Here is a 16,035-nt window from a genome sequence, read left to right on the forward strand (position 1 = left end):
CCCGAACGCACCTCACCCTGGGGTAAGACACTTGAACAATGGCTTGAAATCCGCCAGCCTCGCACTGCTGGACCGGCTATCGCGCATCGCCCAGAACCATCCCAAACGCATCACTGCCGCCATCGCAACCCTGTTGCTGACGGGCGGCGGCGGCGCTTTCGCCGTGGCATCCTTCGCTCCGGACCCGGCCGACCTGCCCCGCAGCGTCGTCGAATACCCGGTGGATTCGCTGGCCAGCGACCAGTCGCTGGCAGCGCTGGTGGACATTCCCAACTATTCCCTCTACCGCTCGGACCAGACCCGCAGCAGCGATACGGCCGAAGCCATCCTGCAGCGCCTGGGCGTGGCGGACCCTGCCGCAGCCGCCTTCCTGCGCAGTGACGGCCAGGTGCGCCAGACCCTGCTGGGCCGCGCTGGCCGCTCGGTGTCTGCAGAGACGACGGACGACCACCGCCTCATCAGCCTCACCGCACGCTGGGTGCAGGACGACAGCGGCAACTTCCGCCGCCTGGTGGTGCAGCGCAAAGGCAACGATTTCACCTCGCGCGTCGAAACGGCGCCGCTGACCGTCGGCACCCGGCTGGCCGGCGGCATCATCCGCAGCTCGCTTTTCGCCGCCACCGATGCGGCCAACATTCCCGACGCTGTCGCCACTCAGATCGCTGAAGTGTTTGCCAGCAACATCGACTTTCACCGGGCCTTGCGCAAGGACGACCGGTTCTCGGTCGTCTACGAAACGCTGGAAGCCGATGGCGAGCCACTGCGCAGCGGCCGGGTGCTGAGCACCGAGTTCCACAACAACGGCAAGACGCACGATGCCGTCTGGTTCCAGGAAACCCCTAGCTCCAAGGGCGCCTACTACACACTGGACGGCGAAAGCATGCGCCGCGCCTACCTCACCTCGCCGGTGGAGTTCTCGCGCATTTCGAGCGGTTTCAAGATGCGCTTTCACCCCATCCTGCAAAAGTGGCGCGCTCACCTGGGCACTGACTTCGCAGCACCGACCGGCACGGCCGTGCGCACCGTGGGCGACGGCACCGTCGATTTCGCGGGCGTGCAGAACGGCTATGGCAACGTCATTTACGTGAAGCACCGCAACCAGCACGTCACCGTGTATGCCCACCTGAGCCGCATCGACGTGCGCAAGGGCCAGAGCGTGGAGCAAGGCCAGACCATCGGCGCCGTCGGCGCCACCGGTTGGGCGACCGGCCCGCACTTGCACTTTGAATTCCGCGTGGACGGCCAGCACCAGGATCCGATGGTGATCGCTCAGCAAAGCGAAGCCGCCATGCCCGTGTCTACCGCCTCCCGTGCCGCGTTCAACCGCCTGGCATCGAACATGCGCATTCAGCTGTCGGCAGCCGCTCAGGTGCAGCAAGCCAGCGCCCAGTGATCGCACAGCGCGCTCCCGGCGAGGCCAGCGCGCTGTACATCGGCCTCATGTCGGGCACTTCGCTCGACGGGGTCGATGGCGTGCTGGCAGAGTTCTCTGAACAAAAATGCACGGTAGCGCAGTATTCATGCGCACCTTTTGCTCCTGAATTAAGAGCGGAGCTGTTGGCACTCAATACCGCAGGCGACAACGAGCTGCACCGTGCCGCCCTGGCGGGCAACGCCCTCGCGCGGGCCTACGCCGCAGTAGTGCAAAACCTGCTGGCCCAAGCGGGCCTGCCGGCGTCCGCCATCCGTGCCATTGGCGCCCATGGGCAGACCGTGCGGCACCGGCCGCAGGCCTTCGATGGCACCGGCTACACGCTCCAGTTGGGCAACCCCGCCCTGTTGGCCGAGCTTTCCGGCATCGACGTCATCGCCGACTTTCGCAGCCGTGACGTGGCGGCGGGCGGCCAGGGCGCGCCGCTGGTGCCGGCGTTCCACCAAGGGGTGTTCGGCGAGCCCGGACGCACGGTCTGTGTGTTGAACATCGGCGGCATCTCCAATCTCAGTGTGCTGGGCCCGCAAGGTTCGGTGGCCGGCTTCGACTGCGGTCCCGGAAATGCGTTGATGGACCACTGGTGCCAACTGCACACGGGCCAGCCGTTCGACCGGGACGGTGCCTGGGCCTCTAGCGGCCAGGTGATTCCCACATTGCTCGATGCCCTGTCCACCGAGCCTTACCTGGCGCAACACCCTCCGAAAAGCACGGGGCGGGATCTGTTCAATCCGGAATGGCTGGAAAGGCATTTGCCTGCGTTCGCTTCGGCGGCTGCTGCCGATGTGCAGGCCACGTTGACCGAGTTCACCGCCAGCGTCTGCGCCGATGCCATGCGCCGCTTCGGCAGCGGCGGTCATGCCTTGATCGTGTGCGGTGGCGGGGCTCTCAACAGCCACCTCATGCGGCGTCTGCAGGCTTTGCTGCCTGGCGTGGCGGTGGCGCCGTCCGACGCACATGGCATGCCGGCACTGCAGGTCGAGGCGGCAGCATTCGCCTGGCTGGCCCACCGCATGGTGGAGCGCCGCAGTGGCAATCTGCCCGCCGTCACCGGCGCTGCCGGGCCGCGCGTTCTGGGCACGCTCTACCCGGCTTGAAGGCGGCTCAGACGTGCTCGGGCACGTCAGGCACATCGTCTGCCGCGGCGCCGCTTTCGGAATCGCGCGAAGACAATTGCCAAAAGATGCCGGCCGAGGCGATGGTTATCAGCCCCATGCAGGCGAAAGTGCCCTGGAAGGCGGGCAGCATCTGCTGAGCGCCCCCGCTCCCGAAATGGTTCGTGAACGCAGCCAGCACGCCGCCAGCCGCCGCCACACCCATGCCCATGGCCACCATCTGCACCATCGAAAGCAGGCTGTTGCCGCTGCTGGCCATGCCCTGGTTCAGGTCCTTGAGGGTGACCGTGTTCATGGCCGTGAACTGGAGCGAATTCACTGCCCCGAACAGGGCCAGTTGCACGATGCGCCACCACAGCGGCTGGGACGGCGAAGAAAAGGCAAAGCTCGCCATGGCCAGCCCCACCAGCAGCGTATTGGCCACGAGCACGCGACGGTACCCGAACCGGGTGATCAACGGGGTCGTGAACCGCTTCATGGACATGCCGGCCAACGCCACGGGCAGCATCATCAGCCCGGCATGCAATGGCGTGTAGCCCATCGTGACCTGCAGCATCAGTGGAATCAGGAACGGCATGCACGAGCTGCCCAGGCGGGAGAACAGATTGCCCAGCAGCCCGATGCGCAACGTGGCCACCGAAAACAGCCGCGGCGAGAACAGCGGGTTGGGCCGCCGGGCCGCATGGAGCCAGTACGCCACCAGGCTGGCCAGTCCGAAGATCAGCAGCACCAGCACGCTCGCCTGCCGCAGGCCCAGGCTCGACAGGCCATCCAGCGCCAAGGACAGCGCCGCCATTCCAAAGGCGAGCATGAGGTAGCCCGCCAGATCGAAGCGGGCCACTGGAGCGCCCGGCACGGCCGGCATGTACCGCAGAGTGGCCAGGCAGCCGATCAAGCCCACCGGCACGTTGATCAAAAAGATCCAGTGCCACGAGGCCACCTGCACCAGCCAGCCCCCCAGCGTCGGTCCGATCAGCGGACCGATCAGGCCCGGGATCGCCACGAAGCTCATGGCCTGCAGGAATTTCTCACGCGGGAAGGTACGCAACACCACCAACCGCCCCACCGGCAACAGCAAGGCACCACCCAGGCCCTGCACCACCCGGGCCGCTACCAGTTGGTCCAGCCGGCTCGACAGTGCGCAAAGCACCGAGCCCAGCACGAACAACACGATGGCGCACAAATACACCCGCCTGGCACCGAAGCGGTCCGCCACCCAGCCCGAAGCCGGAATCAACAGCGCCATGGCCAACGAGTACGACACCACCACCGATTGCATGCGCAGCGGGCTTTCCCCCAGGCTGCGCGCCATGGTGGGAAGCGCGGTGTTGACGATGGTGGCATCCAGCGTCTGCATGAAAAACCCGACCGCCACCAGCCACAGCAAGATTTGAAGGGAGCGCTCTTGTTGCATGGAGTCCCGATCAAGCACAAAAAGGGAGCGGCGCTGGCTCTGCCGTGAGCGGCCCAGCAAAAAGCCGCCCGAAGGCGGCTTGTTGGATCAGCCGAAGTGGAAAGGCATCAGGCCGAGAAGCTCGATCCACAGCCACAGGTCGTGGTGGCATTCGGGTTCTTGATGACGAACTGGGCGCCTTGCAAGTCTTCCTTGTAGTCGATCTCGGCACCGACCAGGTACTGGTAGCTCATGGCATCGATGAGCAACGACACGCCGTTCTTGGTCATCGTGGTGTCGTCTTCGTTCGTGATTTCATCGAACGTGAAGCCGTACTGGAAGCCGGAGCAGCCGCCACCTTGGACGAACACACGCAATTTCAGGTCAGGATTGCCTTCCTCGGCAATCAGGTCGGCCACTTTGGCTGCCGCGCTGTCCGTGAACAGGATCGGGGCGGGCATTTCAGTCTGGATATTTTCAGCTACGGCGCTCATGGGAGTGCTCCTTCGAGAGGGTTTGCGGTCGATGGTACTGCAATGCCCTCGGAATGTGGGTCAGCTGGCGTTTGACGCCAACTTCAGTGTGGGTTTTTCCTCGACAAGGACGGTCGAAGGGCTCATCTGTCCAGAGATCGTGGCACCCTGGTGCATTTCAAGCGATTTGTAGTGCACGTTGCCTGTGATGCGGGCCTTCGGCTGCAGTTCCAGCAGCTCCGCAGCATGCACCGGGCCGATCACGGTTCCGTTGACGATCACATGGGCCGCGTGGACGGCACCTTCGACCCGGGCGGATTCCGACACCACCAGGATGCTGGGTTGCTCGTCATCATTGGCCCGCACATCCCCCGCCACCTCGCCGTCGATCCGCAGCCCTTCGGAAAATCGCACTTCGCCGTTGATGCGCGTGCCATGGGCGATCAGGCTCTTGATCGGGGGTTGCTTCTTGCGAGAGAACATGGGAACACTCCTGTCGATTGGCACGGAAGGAAAAGGCCCGTTGCCCGCGCTGCCGCCGTCGCTATTCTTCGATGCTCAGGGTCTGGGTGGCACGCACCGCGCTGCCCTCCAAGACCCGCGCGGTCACGGTTTTTACCACGGCATTGCCCGGCAATCCCCACAATCCCTCCACACGCCGGTACTGCTGGAACTGCAGGGGCTGCCCTTCCGCTGGCACGGCTTGCGTCCAGGGACGGCCATCGCGGGTGCCCGCCAGCAGCAACTCCAGCCGACCACGGAACTCCGGCGCATTGCGCACCGACTGAATCACCAGAACCTGCCAGCGCAACTGATGGCCGCCCGCCACCTCGGCTTGCAGCCCGCGAATGCTCACGCCTTCGGTCTTGCCGGCGGGAATGAGCTTTTCGAAGAACCCCAGATCGTCCTTCAGGGCCCGGTTGTCCGCCTCCAGCTGGCGCATCTGGGCCATCAAACGGTCCATGGCCGTGCGTTCTGCCGTCAACAACGTACCGGCAGAGCTGGACGTGTCCTTTTGCAGCCGCTGCTCTTCGCGCAGCTGCGCGACCTCTTCGCGCAACCGCACCAACTCGGCGCGGGAACGGGAATCCAGGCCTGCGATGCTCTTGCCGAATTCGAAAGCCCACAGCGCCAGGGCAGCACACAGTCCGAAAAAGATGGCCAGGAGCACCCATCGAAAAGGCCATGGCATCGCGCTGCGGACAGACACCCGTGGTGCACTGATGGTCAACCGGCGGCGTAGCAGCTTGAGTCGCATGTTTCCCTATTCAACACTTCAGGAAGCTGAAATGAAAAAACCGCCAAGCAGGCGGTTTTTTGAGTCCACCAGCGTCCAAGGACACTGGCGGCCGATCGGCATGTATTTCGCAACCTCCGAAAAGGCGCGACATGGACATGACAACCTTCTGCAGTGCCGAAGCTTAACGCTTGGAGAACTGCTTGGCGCGGCGTGCAGAGCGCAGACCGACCTTCTTACGTTCGACTTCACGGGCATCGCGGGTCACGAAGCCGGCTTGGCTCAGTGCGGGCTTCAGCGTTGCGTCATAGTCGATCAGGGCGCGGGTGATGCCGTGGCGGGTGGCACCGGCTTGGCCGGATTCACCGCCGCCGTGCACGTTGACCTGGATGTCGAAGGTTTCGACATGGTTGGTCAGCGCGAGCGGCTGCTTGGCGATCATGATCGAGGTTTCGCGGCCGAAATACTGTTGAATGTCTTTGCCATTCACAGTGATCTTGCCGGAACCCTTCTTGAGAAACACGCGGGCGACGCTGGACTTGCGACGGCCGGTGCCATTGTTCCATTCACCAATCATCTCAAGGCTCCTTAGATTTCCAGCGCCTTGGGCTGCTGGGCGGTGTGGGGATGCTCAGCACCGCCATACACCTTGAGTTTCTTGATCATCGCGTAGCCCAGGGGACCCTTGGGCAGCATGCCTTTGACAGCCTTTTCCAGCGCGCGGCCGGGGTGCTTGGCTTGCATGTCGCGGAAGTTCGTGGCCGTGATACCGCCGGGATAACCCGAGTGACGGTAATACACCTTGTCCAGGGACTTGGTGCCGGTGACCTTGAGCTGAGCGGCGTTGATGATGACGATGAAGTCACCGGTATCGACGTGAGGCGTGTAAATGGCCTTGTGTTTGCCGCGCAAACGGAGAGCAACTTCGCTGGCTACTCGTCCGAGGACCTTGTCGGTCGCGTCAATCACAAACCACTCGTGCACGACCTCAGCGGGCTTTGCGCTGAAAGTGGACATGAGTTTCTCTTTTCAAAGAACGGGGGTTTGTCGGTCCTTTTCCACGGTCGGTGCTTCTCTGAAGGAAGCCTCTTAGGTGGTATGAATTGCTTCGCCGCGGGACCAGAAATCGCTGCGAAGCCCGCCATTATACGAAGCGGCAGAAAAATGCCAAGGCAAGTCCAAAGACAAGGCTATTGCGACAGCATCGTGCGGCGGCGCTCTTCCGCTTCCAGCCTTCGCCGGTTTTCAATACACAGCGGATGGCTGGCGACGGCCGCGTTCTGACATTGCTGGTGAATGCACATGGGGCGAGCGATGAATCCGGCGTTGGCACACGCCTCGTCAGGCCCAGCCACGCGTGCCGCCACAGGCTTAGGGGCCACGGCAGGTGCCGGAGCCTGCTCGGTTGCCGCAGGCGTTTCGGCCGCCACCGCTTGCGTCACTGGTTCGGCGACCTTCCGCGGCACCGGTCGAGGCCGTGGCGCCGATGCAACGACGAATGCAGGGGCAGCAGCCACGGCAGCCGATGCGACGGATGCAGCAGGCTGTGCCAACGGTACGGCTTCGTCCACTACGGCGACAAGTTCAGCAGTGGGCGCGGAGGCCACTGCGGCTGCGGGCTCAGCCAGCTCCGTGATGATCTGATCTTCCGGCGTGTATTTGGCCGGATGGGACGTTTCGCGCGGCATCCCCCACCACAGCCCGGCAGCAATGATGGCCGTAGCCAGCAAGCCCGCTCCCGCCCAGGCCAGCGGCCGGCGCCGCGCCACAACGACAGGACCAGACGGCTCTTCGGCCACCGCGGCTGGGCCACGACGGGTCTTGGCACGGTTCAGCCTCTCCGGATGCTGGGGGCGACGCTCTTCGAACACCGTGTCAGCCGCCACCGTGTCGGCCACGGTCATCACGGAATCCCCGGCCTCTTGCTTGCTGTCCATGAAAACGGTGTCCTGCATGTCGGAGACCACGGTATCGCCCGCTTCCTGCCGATGGATGTGCAACTGAGTGGGTGCTTCCGCGGTCGGCTGCGCCACGGCAGCTGCCAAAGGGGCCGCCAGGGCAGCCCCGACTGCGGGCACCGGCACCGAAGTGATATCGATCATCGGCACGGCCACGCCCGCACCATGCCGGTCCGCAGGCTCCACCCACACATCACCCAGCTCGGCCCGGAAATCGAACTGATCGATACCTTCCGGCGGGGTGACCATCTCCATGGTGCGCAGGAATTCGTCGATGCTTTGCGGGCGCTCGTCGGGCCGCAGGGCCAGCGCCTGAGAAATGGCGGCCACGAAGGAAGGCGAATATTCGACGCCGAACTGGCGCCGAACGGTTTTGGCCACGCGGGAGAAAGGCACCATGCGATCGCGGATCGACCGCAGCGTCGCTGGCAGCGGCGTGTCGTTGCACAGGCTGCCGTGCACCACGGCCCCGAGCGCATAAAGGTCGCTCCACGGGCCTTGCCGCAAATCGCTCTCACTGTCGCTGTATTGCTCGATCGGCGCGTAATTGACCTTCAAAACCGCCGTGTGCTGGTGCCCGTGGTCGCTGATGGCGTGGCGCGCGGCACCCAGGTCCAGCAGGACCGGGGGGCCGCTGTCCTGCAGAAAGATGTTGTCCGGCGAGATGTCGCGATGCAGTGTCTGGCCATCGTGCAGCACGCGCAGCGCACTCAAAACCGACCACAGCAGTTTGCGCAGCCAGGCTTCGGGCGGCGGGGTGCGCATGTGGGCGCGGGCCTGCTTGAACGTCATGCCCGTGTACAGCGGCATGACCATGTAGGCGGTGTGATTGGCTTCCCAGAAGCGAAAAACCTTGACGAGCGAAGGATGGTCGAACTGCGCCAGCAGGCGCGCTTCGCTCACGAAAGAGGCCAACCCCGCCTGGAAAGATTGCTCCTGGGACGAGGAACGGACCCACAGCGATTGCCCTTGCGCCCGCGCGGCCAACGCCGAAGGCATGTATTCCTTGATGGCTACAAAGCGCAGCAGCGAATGGTCGAACGCCTTGTAGACCATGCCGAAACCGCCCACGCCCAGCAGCGAAAGTACCTCGAACTCCCCCAGCCGCGTCCCGGCCGGCAGGGCATCGACGTGGTGAACGTCGGTCGGGGGTTCGGTGCTGGTGATGGCGGACATGGTGACGGCAGGGCTTTCGGGCGGCAATGGTGCACCAGCAAGGGCGCACCCGGCAACGGACAAGTGGGTGGATTGCAACACATTGGCCGAGATCGCATCATGCAGCAACCTCGGTCCCGCGCAGCAACAAAAGCGGATCGCACTGCCCGGAAGTTCACGGCTGCGCGAAAAATCTTCGCCGCCGAAGCGGTCCTCGCGGCTGCCGCCACACGGCGTCAGGGCAGTGCATGGTTACCATTGGCCCATCATGTTCAGTTATCGCCACGCCTTCCATGCGGGCAACCACGCCGATGTGCTCAAGCACACGGTGCTGATTGCCACCTTGCAACACCTGACGCAGAAAGACGCAGCGCTCACCGTGCTGGACACCCACGCCGGCGCGGGCCTCTTCCGTCTGGATGGAGACTACGCCGCGACGAGCGGAGAAGCCGCGGACGGCATCCTCCGCCTGGTGCCGCCCGCCAAACCTGCAGCCGCCCTGGCGCCCGCCCTGCAGGAGTACGTCGACATGGTCGGCGCTTTCAACCAAGGCAACGTGACACGGGTCTACCCCGGCTCACCGTTCATCGCGCAACGGCTGTTGCGTGACCACGACAAGCTGAAGCTCTTCGAACTGCACCCGACCGACCTGCGCGCACTGGCCGGCAACGTGGCCCAGCTGGAGGCCGGCCGCCAGGTGGCGGTGCTGCATGAGGACGGTTTCGAGGGCATCAAGAAATTCCTGCCGCCGCCGGCCCGCCGCGCGCTCGTGCTGTGCGATCCCAGCTATGAAATCAAGACCGACTACGGGCGGGTCCTGGACATGGCGGCGGACTCGCTCAAGCGTTTTGCGACCGGCACGTATGCCGTTTGGTACCCGATCATTCCCCGGCCCGAGGCCCATGACCTGCCGCGGCGCCTCAAGACCCTCGCCACCAAGGCCGGCAAGTCGTGGCTGCATGCCACGCTCACCGTCAAGTCGAGCAAGGTGACCGGCGCTGCCGATGGCCAGGCACGCCGCCCGGGCCTGCCGGCCAGCGGCATGTTCCTGATCAACCCGCCCTTCACGCTGAAGGCCGCCCTGAAACCTGCCCTGCCGCAAATGGTGGAACTGCTGGCACAGGACCACCACGCCTCGCACACGCTCGAATCCGGCGGCTGAGCGACCGGCTGGCTTATTCGCCGTCCGCTGGCGAAGAGGGACGGGATTCGGACAAGCTGGAGGCCGAGGCCTCAGGACAAGGCGCAGCGGCATTGTCCGGCGCCTGCGAAACCACGACGGGCTTCGTGCCGAGCCCCAAAAGGCCCAGAGCGCCGGCAGCAGCGCGACTCACATCGATGATGCGGCCCGGCGAATGCGGCCCGCGGTCGTTGATGCGCACCTGCACGGACCGCCCCGTGACCAGGCTGCGTACGCACACCCGCGTGCCGAAGGGCAAGGTGCGGTGGGCCGCCGTGAATTCGTTCATGTCGAAGCGCTCTCCGCTGGCCGTGCGGCGTCGGTGAAACCGGGCTCCGTACCAGGAAGCCAGTCCTTGCTGAACGAACGCATCGGCAGCGTCGGCTTCGGAAGAGTCGGCTTCGGAAGAGTTTTCGTCGGTTGACGGACCAGAAGAAGCGCTTCCGGGTGGGGCCGGAGAGGCGGCTAGGGGGCCGGGCGCGCGAGACGGCTGCGGAAGCGAAGGCAGCGGCACCTGAGGCTTTGGCGGCAGCGCGCCGATGTCTTCGGCGGGCATGGGTGCCTTGACCGCACAGGCGGCGAGCGCGCACGCCAGCAGCACACCCGCTAGGAGCGCACCGAGCCGCCGATGGCGTGATTCAGCGCTGGCAGCGCGCTTCGTAGGCGTCTTCAAAACGCTTCAGGTCCTTTCTTTCGCCCTCGGTCAGATCCGTACGGGCACGCTTGGCCGTGAGGATGCGGCGCGACTCCATGCATTGCTCGGCACGGCGTGTGGCCTCTGCCTGCGATGCCTGGGCCGCCACGCGCAACTGCTGCTCCTGCTCCTGACGCTGCCTGCGCGCTTCGCCTTGCTCCTTGTAGTAGCGGGACGAAGCGTCGTATTCCTCTTCGCGGCAATCGCGCTGGTACTCACGGCGCATGCCGGCGTACGCATCCGGCTGAATGCCGTAGGAGCCTCCACGCAGCGTGTCGCTCAAGGAGCGGCAGCGGGCACTCATGTAGCGCTGGTACGCCGGCCCCTCGGGTGGCGCGGAGCGCACGGGCGGCTCATAGCGCCATGTCGGAGGCGGCGATACCGGTCCCGTGGCAGCCACCGACGTCGTCGAGCCCGAAGGACAGGGGCGCGACGTCGAGAAGCTGTTGCCCGAAGCATCGCGGCAGACGTACTGCATCTGGGCCCACAGCGGGGACGACGCCATGCAGCACAGTGCGGCGGCCAACAGGGGAGTGAAGGCGGATGTCATGGATGGGCGCGAAAAACGAAGCCGCGATATTACCGGAGTGGCCGCCGGCGCCTAGAGCCCCAGCCGGCGGCAGATCTCGAGCGTGGCAGCGCTCTGGTTCATCGTGTAGAAATGCAGGCCCGGTACGCCGCGATCGCGCAGCTGCTCGCACAGGCCGGTGACCACATCCAGGCCGAACGCCTTGATGCTGGCCGTGTCGTCGCCGAAACCCTGCAGCCGCATGCGGATCCAGCGCGGAATCTCGGCGCCGCAGGCGTCGGAGAACCGCATGAGCTGCGTCGAGCCGAGAATGGGCATGATGCCCGGCACCACCGGCACATCCAGCCCCAGCCGCTGCGTATCGTCCACGAAGCGGAAGTACGCGTCGGCATTGAAGAAATACTGCGTTATCGCCGAATGCGCCCCGGCACGCACCTTGAGCGCGAAGGCCTGCAGATCGGCCTCGGGAGAACGGGCCTGCGGGTGCACTTCGGGGTATGCCGCCACTTCCACATGGAAATCGTCGCCCGTCTCCGTGCGGATGAAGGCCACCAGATCACTGGCGTAATGGAACTCGCCGCCTGCGCCGTAGCCGCTCGGCAGATCACCGCGCAGAGCCACCAGGCGATTGACGCCCATGGCCTTCAGCGTGGCCAGCTGGCTGCGCACGGTGTCGCGCGTGGCGCCGATGCACGAGAAATGCGACGCCGCGCTCACGCCTTCCGCGAGGATTTCACGCACAGTGCCGAAGGTGCCTTCCTGCGTGGAGCCGCCCGCGCCGTAGGTGACGGAGCAGAACTCGGGCCGGCGGGCATACAGGGCCTGTCGCACCGTGCGCAGCTTTTCGGCGCCTTCAGGCGTCTTGGGCGGGAAGAACTCGAAACTGACCGGTAGGGGTTGGGGGGAGGCACTCATGCCGCACTCCTTGCATGGACAAAAAATTCACGATTGCCGTCGCCGCCGTCGATGGCGCTGTCCATCCACGCGGCCACGGTCAGGCCCAGTTCCGCGCAGCAGTCGCGAATGCGCTGCTCGACCACGGTGTAGAGCGCCGCATCGCGCACGATGCCGCCCTTGCCCACCTGGCCGGGTTGCAGTTCGAACTGGGGCTTGACCAGCATGAGCAACTCGCCGCCGGCCTTCAGCAGCGGCACGACCGCCGGCAGGATGAGCGTGAGCGAGATGAACGACACATCGCCGGTCACCAGGTCGAACACCGGGGTGGTGTCCACGTTCTCCAGGCCCGCCCGGCGCCGGCGCACAGTGGGCAATGCGCCTTGCGCACGGGCCTGAGCCTTGGCCGACCGCTCGGCCTTGAAGGCCTCGACGTCGTGTTCCTTGGCATCGCCGCTGTCGTCGTACTCATCGTCGATCAAGCCGCCGTTGCGCATCCAGCTGTAGGGCGCCTCGGGCTGGGTTTCGTTGTCGTCCGGGTCTTGTTCGACCTGTTCGGACAGCGCGTCCTCGCAGGCTTCCCGCAGCGATTCGGCAGTCAGCGAACGGGCGTTGACCCCTTCCACGGCCACCACGCGCGGGTCCTGGCGCAGGCGGTCGTGCAACTGGGCATGGCCCACATCCACGCCGATCACCTGGGCCGCGCCCGCCTGCAGCAGGCAGTCGGTGAAGCCGCCGGTGCTCTGGCCCACATCCAGGCAGCGCCAGCCCGACACGTCCAGCCCGGTCGCCTTCAACGCGCCTTCCAGCTTCAGGCCGCCGCGCGAGAGGTACCGCGCCTCGGATTGGTCGAGCAGTTGCACCTCGGCAATGTCCGGAATCTCGTCGCCGTTCTTGGCCACTTTGTGCCAAGGCAGGCTGGGCGCCAGCCGCCACTGCACACCGGCCGCAATCAGGCGCTGCGCCTGCGAGCGGGTCGCGGCATGGCCCTTGTCCACCAGATATACGTCTGCGCGCATGCGCCCATCCTTCAGAGTCAAAAAGGCCTCCAGCGCATATTCAACATAGTCTGGAAGCTATTATTTTTATAGCAAAAGAGAAGCAGGCCGGCGCCTTGCCGGCCTGGGTTACGCGGCGGTGCCGCGCCCGATCAGTAGCGGTACGTGTCGGGCTTGTAGGGGCCGCTCTTGCTCACGCCGATGTATGCGGCTTGCGACTCGGTCAGCTCGGTCAGCATGGCGCCGACCTTCTTCAGGTGCAGGCGCGCGACCTTTTCGTCCAGAAGCTTGGGCAGCACGTAGACCTTGCCGACCTCGTAGGCGTCGGGCTTGGTGAAGAGCTCGATCTGCGCGATGGTCTGGTTGGCGAACGACGACGACATCACGAAGCTCGGGTGGCCCGTGCCGCAGCCCAGGTTCACCAGGCGGCCCTTGGCCAAGAGGATGATCTTCTTGCCGTCCGGGAAGGTGATGTGGTCCACCTGGGGCTTGATCTCTTCCCACTCGTACTTCTCGATCGACGCGACATCGATCTCGTTATCGAAGTGGCCGATGTTGCAGACGATGGCCTGGTCCTTCATCTTCACCATCGTGTCGTGGGTGATGATGTCCTTGTTTCCCGTGGTGGTCACGAAGATGTCGGCCTTGTCGGCGGCGTAGTCCATCGTCACCACGCGGTAGCCTTCCATGGCGGCCTGCAGCGCGTTGATGGGGTCGATCTCGGTTACCCACACCTGGGCGCTGAGTGCGCGCAGCGCCTGAGCCGAGCCCTTGCCCACGTCGCCGTAGCCGGCCACCACGGCGACCTTGCCCGCGATCATCACGTCGGTGGCGCGCTTGATGCCATCCACCAGCGATTCGCGGCAGCCGTACAGGTTGTCGAACTTGGACTTGGTGACCGAGTCGTTCACGTTGATCGCGCGGAACAGCAGCGTGCCCTTGGCGGACATTTCGTTCAGGCGGTGCACGCCGGTGGTCGTTTCTTCCGTCACGCCGATGATTTCCGCAGACTTGCGGGTGTACCAGGTCGCGTCTTCCGACAGCTTCTTGCGGATGGCGGCGAACAGAATGCGCTCTTCCTCGCTCGCACCGTTGCCGGCGACCAGGGAGACGTCCTTCTCGGCGCGCTGGCCCAGGTGCATCAGCAGCGTGGCATCGCCGCCGTCGTCCAGGATCATGTTGGGGCCTTCGCCTGCGCTGCCCTTGGGTCCGAAGTCGAAGATGCGGTGGGTGTAGTCCCAGTAGTCTTCCAGGGATTCACCCTTGATGGCGAACACCGGCGTTCCCGCGGCGGCAATGGCGGCGGCGGCATGGTCCTGGGTGGAGAAGATGTTGCACGAGGCCCAGCGCACGTCGGCGCCCAGCGCCTGCAGGGTTTCGATCAGCACGGCGGTCTGGATCGTCATGTGCAGCGAACCGGTGATGCGCGCGCCCTTGAGCGGCTGGCCGGCGGCGAACTCTTCGCGGATGGCCATCAGGCCGGGCATTTCGGTTTCGGCGATGCGGATTTCCTTGCGGCCCCAGGCGGCAAGGGACAGGTCGGCAATGGCTTGATCGGCCGGGGTCTTGAGAACTGCGCTCATGGTTTTCTCCAGTGAAGAAGGTAAAAACCACGCATCGGAGGGGAATGGCTCACTCACCGCACAAGAAGCGTGGGCGAGCGTCGTTGCAAAATGATGATCCGAGCCTCGCGTCCCTGCCGCACACCGGTATCGGGGGGAAAGACGCTGCAACGCTCCTCGGAAAGCGGCGATTATAAGGATATCGCGTTGTCACGCATGCCTGCGAGCCCAACCCGTGGCACGCTAGAGATATAGACGGGGTATCCCTCATCACGTACGCGACGCGTCCAAAGTGGCGCCAGAAGAATCGGAGACCATGTCCACTCAGCACCGCAGCACTTTGTTCGATCTGCTGCGCATCGGCGCAGCGATCGCCGTGATTTTCAGCCACCACTTCCATATTACTCATACGGCATCGCCCACCTGGCTGAATTCGAACATGGTAGGCGGCGTGGCCGTGATGAGCTTCTTCACGATCAGCGGCTATCTCGTGACCCTGAGCTGGCGACGCCAGCCCGACGTGGTTGCGTTTCTGATCAAACGATTCCTGAGAATTTGGCCAGGCGTATCGATTGCCGTGTTGACGAATATTTTTCTGTTCGGGATCTTCTTCACTTCGCTGCCGGCCACAGACTTTCTAAGCCATCCAGACACGCTTGCCTACTTTCGCAACTTGCTGCTGATCAAGGACTACCCCTACATGCCGGGGGTTTACGAAAACAACCCGATCAAACATCTGATGAACGGGCCGTTATGGACGATATCCATGGAAGGCCTTTGCTATCTCATTCTGGCAGGTGCAGGGTTGCTGGGCATTTTCAAGTCGCGCTGGCTTGCGTGCTCCGCCGCGCTAGGCTACATGGCATTCTTTCTCACAGCCCGCAATTCGGACCTCGCTGGCGAGATGCAGCACTGGTTCGAGTACCCCGCCTACTTCGTCTATGGAGCCCTCATTGCAGTTTTTCGTGATGAATTTCAGGCGCGGGCAGGCTGGGTGCTGCTCGTGCTGGCGCCGCTTGCGGCCCTTCTGTTCTTCGGCTTGCAACTCGAGCATTCGGCAGGCCTTCTTATCCTGCCACCGCTGCTGATTTTTCTAGGTTCGCTGAATATCCCCCCCCTGGCCTTCTTTCAGCGAGGTGGGGACCCGTCCTATGGCATTTACCTCTACGGCTGTCCGATCCAGCAATCGGTGCAGGCGTTGTGGCCGCATCTGCCGTTCAGCCAGAGCCTGATGTTGTCTTTGGCGCTGGCTATGGTGGCTGGATATGCCTCCTGGCATCTGGTCGAGTCGCCGGCCCTGCGGTTCAAGCGACGATTCCAGCGATTGTCCACAGGCCTCCTGGCTGCCACTTGAGCACCTTGTTCCGCGCCACGGCCGCTGCATGAATGCTTAACGGCTGAGGCTGACGGCAGGGCCG

16 protein-coding genes and 1 riboswitch are annotated in these 16,035 nt (G+C 64.4%); of the genes, 4 read left to right on the forward strand and 12 right to left on the reverse strand.

What is annotated here, in order from left to right:
• The first annotated feature begins 31 nt into the window (after nt 1–31).
• Complete coding sequence (locus tag BLT03_RS18675; protein WP_092745275.1) at nt 32–1,393, forward strand: M23 family metallopeptidase; 1,362 nt, start codon at nt 32–34, stop codon at nt 1,391–1,393.
• Nucleotides 1,393–2,526 (forward strand): anhydro-N-acetylmuramic acid kinase, encoded by a 1,134-nt coding sequence (locus tag BLT03_RS18680; RefSeq protein WP_271466256.1) that lies wholly within the window; start codon nt 1,393–1,395, stop codon nt 2,524–2,526. The genes BLT03_RS18675 and BLT03_RS18680 overlap by 1 nt, the downstream gene beginning before the upstream one ends.
• Before the next feature lie 7 nt (nt 2,527–2,533).
• Here the strand turns inward: BLT03_RS18680 and mdtD are convergent, their stop codons facing one another.
• The 7 genes from mdtD to BLT03_RS18715 form a co-directional block, all read right to left on the reverse strand.
• Nucleotides 2,534–3,958 carry a multidrug transporter subunit MdtD gene (gene mdtD, locus BLT03_RS18685; RefSeq protein WP_092745276.1) on the reverse strand — a complete coding sequence of 475 codons (1,425 nt, stop codon included), beginning with the start codon at nt 3,956–3,958 and terminating at the stop codon, nt 2,534–2,536.
• A 107-nt stretch (nt 3,959–4,065) separates the two neighbouring features.
• On the reverse strand, nt 4,066–4,431 hold the full coding sequence (erpA, locus tag BLT03_RS18690) for an iron-sulfur cluster insertion protein ErpA (protein ID WP_008907234.1): 366 nt from the start codon (nt 4,429–4,431) through the stop codon (nt 4,066–4,068).
• A gap of 60 nt (nt 4,432–4,491) precedes the next feature.
• A complete protein-coding gene (locus tag BLT03_RS18695) occupies nt 4,492–4,893 on the reverse strand; it encodes a bactofilin family protein (RefSeq protein WP_092745277.1) in 402 nt (133 codons plus the stop codon).
• A gap of 61 nt (nt 4,894–4,954) precedes the next feature.
• Nucleotides 4,955–5,668: a DUF6776 family protein gene (locus BLT03_RS18700; protein ID WP_092745278.1), complete on the reverse strand. Its 714-nt coding sequence runs from the start codon at nt 5,666–5,668 to the stop codon at nt 4,955–4,957.
• A gap of 163 nt (nt 5,669–5,831) precedes the next feature.
• Nucleotides 5,832–6,224: a 30S ribosomal protein S9 gene (rpsI, locus tag BLT03_RS18705; RefSeq protein ID WP_092745279.1), complete on the reverse strand. Its 393-nt coding sequence runs from the start codon at nt 6,222–6,224 to the stop codon at nt 5,832–5,834.
• 11 nt (nt 6,225–6,235) lie between these two features.
• Nucleotides 6,236–6,664: a 50S ribosomal protein L13 gene (rplM, locus tag BLT03_RS18710; protein WP_092745280.1), complete on the reverse strand. Its 429-nt coding sequence runs from the start codon at nt 6,662–6,664 to the stop codon at nt 6,236–6,238.
• 173 nt (nt 6,665–6,837) lie between these two features.
• Nucleotides 6,838–8,781: a serine/threonine protein kinase gene (locus BLT03_RS18715; RefSeq protein WP_092745372.1), complete on the reverse strand. Its 1,944-nt coding sequence runs from the start codon at nt 8,779–8,781 to the stop codon at nt 6,838–6,840.
• Between the two features lie 247 nt (nt 8,782–9,028).
• Here BLT03_RS18715 and BLT03_RS18720 point away from each other — a divergent pair, with 247 nt between their 5' ends.
• Nucleotides 9,029–9,922, forward strand: coding sequence for a 23S rRNA (adenine(2030)-N(6))-methyltransferase RlmJ (locus BLT03_RS18720; RefSeq protein ID WP_092745281.1), 894 nt, complete (start codon nt 9,029–9,031; stop codon nt 9,920–9,922).
• Between the two features lie 13 nt (nt 9,923–9,935).
• Here the strand turns inward: BLT03_RS18720 and BLT03_RS24915 are convergent, their stop codons facing one another.
• The 5 genes from BLT03_RS24915 to ahcY form a co-directional block, all read right to left on the reverse strand.
• A complete protein-coding gene (locus BLT03_RS24915; RefSeq protein ID WP_245711456.1) occupies nt 9,936–10,496 on the reverse strand; it encodes a septal ring lytic transglycosylase RlpA family protein in 561 nt (186 codons plus the stop codon).
• A gap of 82 nt (nt 10,497–10,578) precedes the next feature.
• Nucleotides 10,579–11,184, reverse strand: a complete 606-nt coding sequence (locus tag BLT03_RS18730) for a hypothetical protein (protein ID WP_092745282.1) — start codon at nt 11,182–11,184, stop codon at nt 10,579–10,581.
• 51 nt (nt 11,185–11,235) lie between these two features.
• Nucleotides 11,236–12,078 (reverse strand): methylenetetrahydrofolate reductase [NAD(P)H], encoded by an 843-nt coding sequence (gene metF, locus BLT03_RS18735; RefSeq protein ID WP_092745283.1) that lies wholly within the window; start codon nt 12,076–12,078, stop codon nt 11,236–11,238.
• Complete coding sequence (locus tag BLT03_RS18740) at nt 12,075–13,076, reverse strand: TlyA family RNA methyltransferase (RefSeq protein ID WP_092745284.1); 1,002 nt, start codon at nt 13,074–13,076, stop codon at nt 12,075–12,077. The genes metF and BLT03_RS18740 overlap by 4 nt, the downstream gene beginning before the upstream one ends.
• 131 nt (nt 13,077–13,207) lie before the next feature.
• Entirely contained in the window at nt 13,208–14,638 is a 1,431-nt protein-coding gene (gene ahcY, locus BLT03_RS18745) for an adenosylhomocysteinase (protein WP_092745285.1), read from the reverse strand.
• A 68-nt stretch (nt 14,639–14,706) separates the two neighbouring features.
• A riboswitch (S-adenosyl-L-homocysteine riboswitch) is annotated at nt 14,707–14,802 on the reverse strand.
• 131 nt (nt 14,803–14,933) lie between these two features.
• Between ahcY and BLT03_RS18750 the strand changes: the two genes are divergently transcribed.
• Complete coding sequence (locus BLT03_RS18750; RefSeq protein ID WP_092745286.1) at nt 14,934–15,971, forward strand: acyltransferase family protein; 1,038 nt, start codon at nt 14,934–14,936, stop codon at nt 15,969–15,971.
• Nucleotides 15,972–16,035 lie beyond the last annotated feature (64 nt).

It is taken from the genome of Paracidovorax valerianellae, from assembly GCF_900102625.1.
Taxonomy (GTDB): domain Bacteria; phylum Pseudomonadota; class Gammaproteobacteria; order Burkholderiales; family Burkholderiaceae_C; genus Paracidovorax; species Paracidovorax valerianellae.

Bases quoted from the DNA above. Each gene is read 5' to 3' on its own strand.
- BLT03_RS18740 (WP_092745284.1), bottom strand. From the start codon at position 13,076: ATGCGCGCAGACGTATATCTGGTGGACAAGGGCCATGCCGCGACCCGC.
- BLT03_RS18695 (WP_092745277.1), bottom strand. From the start codon at position 4,893: ATGTTCTCTCGCAAGAAGCAACCCCCGATCAAGAGCCTGATCGCCCAT.
- rpsI (WP_092745279.1), bottom strand. From the start codon at position 6,224: ATGATTGGTGAATGGAACAATGGCACCGGCCGTCGCAAGTCCAGCGTC.
- ahcY (WP_092745285.1), bottom strand. From the start codon at position 14,638: ATGAGCGCAGTTCTCAAGACCCCGGCCGATCAAGCCATTGCCGACCTG.
- BLT03_RS18715 (WP_092745372.1), bottom strand. From the start codon at position 8,781: ATGTCCGCCATCACCAGCACCGAACCCCCGACCGACGTTCACCACGTC.
- mdtD (WP_092745276.1), bottom strand. From the start codon at position 3,958: ATGCAACAAGAGCGCTCCCTTCAAATCTTGCTGTGGCTGGTGGCGGTC.
- BLT03_RS18720 (WP_092745281.1), top strand. From the start codon at position 9,029: ATGTTCAGTTATCGCCACGCCTTCCATGCGGGCAACCACGCCGATGTG.
- BLT03_RS18700 (WP_092745278.1), bottom strand. From the start codon at position 5,668: ATGCGACTCAAGCTGCTACGCCGCCGGTTGACCATCAGTGCACCACGG.
- BLT03_RS18750 (WP_092745286.1), top strand. From the start codon at position 14,934: ATGTCCACTCAGCACCGCAGCACTTTGTTCGATCTGCTGCGCATCGGC.
- BLT03_RS24915 (WP_245711456.1), bottom strand. From the start codon at position 10,496: ATGCCCGCCGAAGACATCGGCGCGCTGCCGCCAAAGCCTCAGGTGCCG.
- BLT03_RS18730 (WP_092745282.1), bottom strand. From the start codon at position 11,184: ATGACATCCGCCTTCACTCCCCTGTTGGCCGCCGCACTGTGCTGCATG.
- metF (WP_092745283.1), bottom strand. From the start codon at position 12,078: ATGAGTGCCTCCCCCCAACCCCTACCGGTCAGTTTCGAGTTCTTCCCG.
- rplM (WP_092745280.1), bottom strand. From the start codon at position 6,664: ATGTCCACTTTCAGCGCAAAGCCCGCTGAGGTCGTGCACGAGTGGTTT.
- erpA (WP_008907234.1), bottom strand. From the start codon at position 4,431: ATGAGCGCCGTAGCTGAAAATATCCAGACTGAAATGCCCGCCCCGATC.